The sequence below is a fragment of the Ruegeria sp. BHSB058 genome (genome assembly GCF_059613285.1).
On sequence record NZ_JBXWSF010000149.1, the window covers coordinates 1 to 3882 of the forward strand.

The 3882-nt window shown below is 58.4% G+C and carries 5 protein-coding genes; all 5 read left to right on the plus strand.

The window, feature by feature from the left end:
- Positions 1 to 1053, plus strand: a 1053-nt coding sequence (gene ccoN / locus AC2FNB_RS20660; RefSeq protein ID WP_496748632.1) for a cytochrome-c oxidase, cbb3-type subunit I, incomplete at its 5' end; no start/stop codon positions are given.
- A gap of 14 nt (positions 1054 to 1067) precedes the next feature.
- Positions 1068 to 1796, plus strand: coding sequence for a cytochrome-c oxidase, cbb3-type subunit II (gene ccoO / locus AC2FNB_RS20665; protein WP_496748633.1), 729 nt, complete (start codon positions 1068 to 1070; stop codon positions 1794 to 1796).
- 11 nt (positions 1797 to 1807) lie between these two features.
- A complete protein-coding gene (locus tag AC2FNB_RS20670) occupies positions 1808 to 1993 on the plus strand; it encodes a cbb3-type cytochrome oxidase subunit 3 (RefSeq protein WP_480750172.1) in 186 nt (61 codons plus the stop codon).
- Positions 1990 to 2859 carry a cytochrome-c oxidase, cbb3-type subunit III gene (ccoP, locus tag AC2FNB_RS20675; protein ID WP_480750173.1) on the plus strand — a complete coding sequence of 290 codons (870 nt, stop codon included), beginning with the start codon at positions 1990 to 1992 and terminating at the stop codon, positions 2857 to 2859. Before AC2FNB_RS20670 ends, ccoP begins: the two co-directional genes overlap by 4 nt.
- Before the next feature lie 272 nt (positions 2860 to 3131).
- The coding region (ccoG, locus tag AC2FNB_RS20680; protein WP_496748634.1) for a cytochrome c oxidase accessory protein CcoG at positions 3132 to 3882 on the plus strand (751 nt) is incomplete at its 3' end.

Sequence of the window (3882 nt, forward strand, 5' to 3'; positions counted from 1 at the left end):
TATGTCGACTTGTGGCTGACTGTCGTCTGGGTTGCCTATCTTGCGGTATACTTGGGCACGATCATAAAGCGGAAAGAACCCCATATTTACGTGGCCAACTGGTTCTACCTGTCGTTCATCGTGACGGTTGCCATGCTGCACCTTGTCAACAACATGACCATCCCGGTCAGCATCTGGGGCTCGAAATCCGTGATTGTCTGGTCGGGTGTACAAGACGCCATGATTCAGTGGTGGTACGGCCACAATGCTGTGGGCTTCTTCCTGACCGCGGGCTTCCTTGGCATGATGTACTATTTCATTCCGAAACAGGCCGAACGCCCGGTGTTTTCGTACAAGTTGTCGATCATCCACTTCTGGGCGCTGATCTTTTTGTACATCTGGGCCGGTCCGCACCACCTGCACTACACAGCACTGCCTGACTGGGCGTCGACGCTGGGCATGGTGTTCTCGGTCATCCTGTGGATGCCGTCCTGGGGTGGCATGATCAACGGCCTGATGACGCTGTCCGGCGCTTGGGACAAGCTTCGCACTGACCCGGTAATCCGGATGATGGTAATCTCGGTCGGCTTCTACGGCATGTCCACTTTCGAAGGCCCGATGATGTCGATCCGTGCGGTTAACAGCCTCAGCCACTATACCGACTGGACCATCGGTCACGTGCACTCTGGCGCGCTGGGTTGGAACGGCATGATCACCTTTGGCGCGCTGTACTATCTGGTGCCAGTACTGTGGAAGCGTGAGCGTCTGTATTCGCTTCAAATGGTCAGCTGGCACTTCTGGCTCGCCACGATCGGCATCGTTCTCTATGCCGCTTCCATGTGGGTGACCGGTATCATGGAAGGCCTGATGTGGCGCGAAGTGGATGCCAACGGCTTCCTGGTGAACTCGTTCGCCGACACCGTTGCCGCCAAGTTCCCGATGTATGTGGTGCGTGCGCTGGGTGGGGTTATGTTCCTCGCTGGTGCCGTCATCATGTGCTACAACCTGTGGATGACCGTTCGTCGGGCGCCGGCCAAAGAGGCCAGCCTCGGCGTCGCGGTCCCGGCTGAATAAGGAGGGCCGGAGCAATGGCAATTCTCGACAAACACAAGATCCTCGAGACCAACGCGACCCTCCTGCTGATCTTCAGCTTTCTGGTCGTAACCATCGGTGGCCTCGTGCAGATCACCCCGCTGTTCTATCTGGAAAACACCATCGAGAAGGTGGAGGGCATGCGCCCTTACACCCCTCTCGAAATGGCCGGGCGCGAAGTCTACATCCGCGAAGGCTGCTATGTCTGCCACAGCCAGATGATCCGCCCTATGCGGGACGAGGTCGAACGTTATGGTCACTACTCGCTGGCGGCGGAATCGATGTACGATCACCCGTTCCAGTGGGGCTCAAAGCGCACCGGACCGGATCTGGCGCGCGTCGGTGGCCGCTACTCGGACGAATGGCACGTCGATCACCTGCGTGACCCACAGGCCGTGGTCCCGGAATCGGTGATGCCGAAATACGGCTTCCTCGAAAACAGGAAGATCGACGGCAAATACATCGGTGACATCATGGCCGCAAACGCGCTGGTCGGAACACCGTATTCGGACGAGATGATCGAAAACGCAGTCGCCGATTTCCGGGCGCAGGCAGATCCGGACAGCGACTATGACGGGCTGCTGGAACGCTATGGCGACAATGTCAACGTACGCAACTTCGACGGCCAACCGGGCGTGACCGAAGCCGATGCCTTGATCGCCTATCTGCAGATGCTGGGTACGTTGGTCGATTTCTCGACCTTTACCCCTGATGCAAGCCGCTAGGGAGGGGTGTGATGGAAGAATACACAATCCTTCGGCAATTCGCGGATAGCTGGATGTTGCTGGTCCTCTTCACCTTTTTTCTGGGCGTGGTCCTTTGGGTCTTTCGCCCCGGCGCAGGGAAGGAGCACCGCGACAGCGCCAACATCCCGTTCCGGCATCAAGATAAACCCGCCACATCCAAGGAGGCGCGGCAATGAGCAAGACACCTGAAAAACAACCGGGTGATCCGAAAACCACCGGGCACACTTGGGACGGAATCGAGGAATTCGACAACCCGATGCCCCGCTGGTGGCTGTGGACCTTCTACGCCACCATTATCTGGGGTGTGATGTATACCATCGCTTACCCAGCTTGGCCGCTGATCAACTCGGCCACCGCCGGTGCGCTGGGGTGGTCAACCCGCGCCGACGTTGCCGCTGAAATCTCCGCGGTGGAAGAGGCTAACGCCGCCATCAACGACAAGCTGGCATCCGTGGAATTGACCGCAATCCAAGGCGACGCCGAACTCAACGGATACGCAGTTTCGGCCGGTGGCGCCGTGTTCAAGACCTGGTGCGCCCAGTGCCATGGCTCGGGCGCGGCAGGGGCCAAGGGCTATCCGAACCTGTTGGATGACGACTGGCTGTGGGGTGGTGATATCGAAAGTATCCACTTCACCATCAGCCACGGTATCCGCAATTCGGATAGTGACGAGGCACGGTATTCGGAAATGCCGGCCTTTGGACGGGACGAACTGTTGGGCGAAGAGGAAATCGATCAAGTCGTGAACTACGTCATGTCTCTGTCGGGCGAACCACAGGACGCAGGCGCGGTCGAAGCCGGGTCGGTTGTTTTTGCCGACAACTGTGCAGCCTGCCACGCCGAGGATGGTACCGGCGATATCTACCAAGGCGCGCCGAATCTGACAGATGCGATCTGGCTTTATGGTGGCGACTACGACACGCTGATCGACACTGTCAGCAACAGCCGGTTTGGGGTCATGCCCGCCTGGAACACCCGCCTGACCGAATCCCAGATTCGCGCGGTATCGGCCTACGTCCACCAGTTGGGTGGCGGTGAATAAGACTTGAGGATACCTCTGGGCGGCTTGCCGCCCAGAGGGTGAGGTGCCGGCTGTTCCATCTGTTCGCGCGTTTCCTGAACAGCCGGCGCCAACTAACCGAAATGCTAGTTGAAGTCTGTCGATTGCTGATACCGGCAATCGTGTTTTCTTTATGCATGTTTTGCCACGGGTTCAAAACCTAAATTGAAGATGCGCTTTTTGACCCATGTCAAAGTTGTACCAACTATGATCTGTGAGAACACGCGCAAGTGCCCCAGATCTGGAGTGAGTCCGTGAGCGATTCCGACCCCGCCCCCAGCCTTTACGCCGCAAGGGAGCCGATTTTTCCGCGCCGCGTATCAGGTCCGTTCCGAAACCTGAAATGGATCATCATGGCGGTGACCCTGGGTATCTATTACCTGACGCCATGGATCAGGTGGGACCGGGGGCCCAGCCTGCCGGATCAGGCGGTGCTTCTGGATATGGCCAACCGCCGGTTCTATTTCTTCTGGATCGAAATCTGGCCGCACGAGTTCTATTTTGTCGCTGGTCTGCTGATCATGGCCGGCCTCGGCCTATTTCTGTTTACATCCGCCCTGGGCCGGGTCTGGTGCGGTTATGCCTGCCCGCAGACGGTCTGGACCGATCTCTATATTCTCGTCGAGCGCTGGATTGAAGGCGACCGCAACGCCCGCCTTCGCTTGCACCGGCAGAAAAAGCTCGATTTCCGCAAGGCGCGTCTGCGCATTACCAAATGGATTGTCTGGCTGCTCATCGGTCTCGCCACCGGCGGCGCGTGGGTATTCTATTTTGCCGATGCCCCGACGCTGGCAAAGGATCTGGTCACGCTGAACGCTCATCCGATCGCCTACACCACCATGGCGGTGCTGACCTTTACAACCTTCTTGTTTGGCGGCTTCGCCCGCGAACAGATCTGCATCTACGCCTGCCCTTGGCCGCGCATTCAGGCGGCGATGATGGACGAAGACACGCTCGTCGTCGGTTACCGTGAATGGCGGGGCGAGCCGCGTGGCAAGGGCAAAC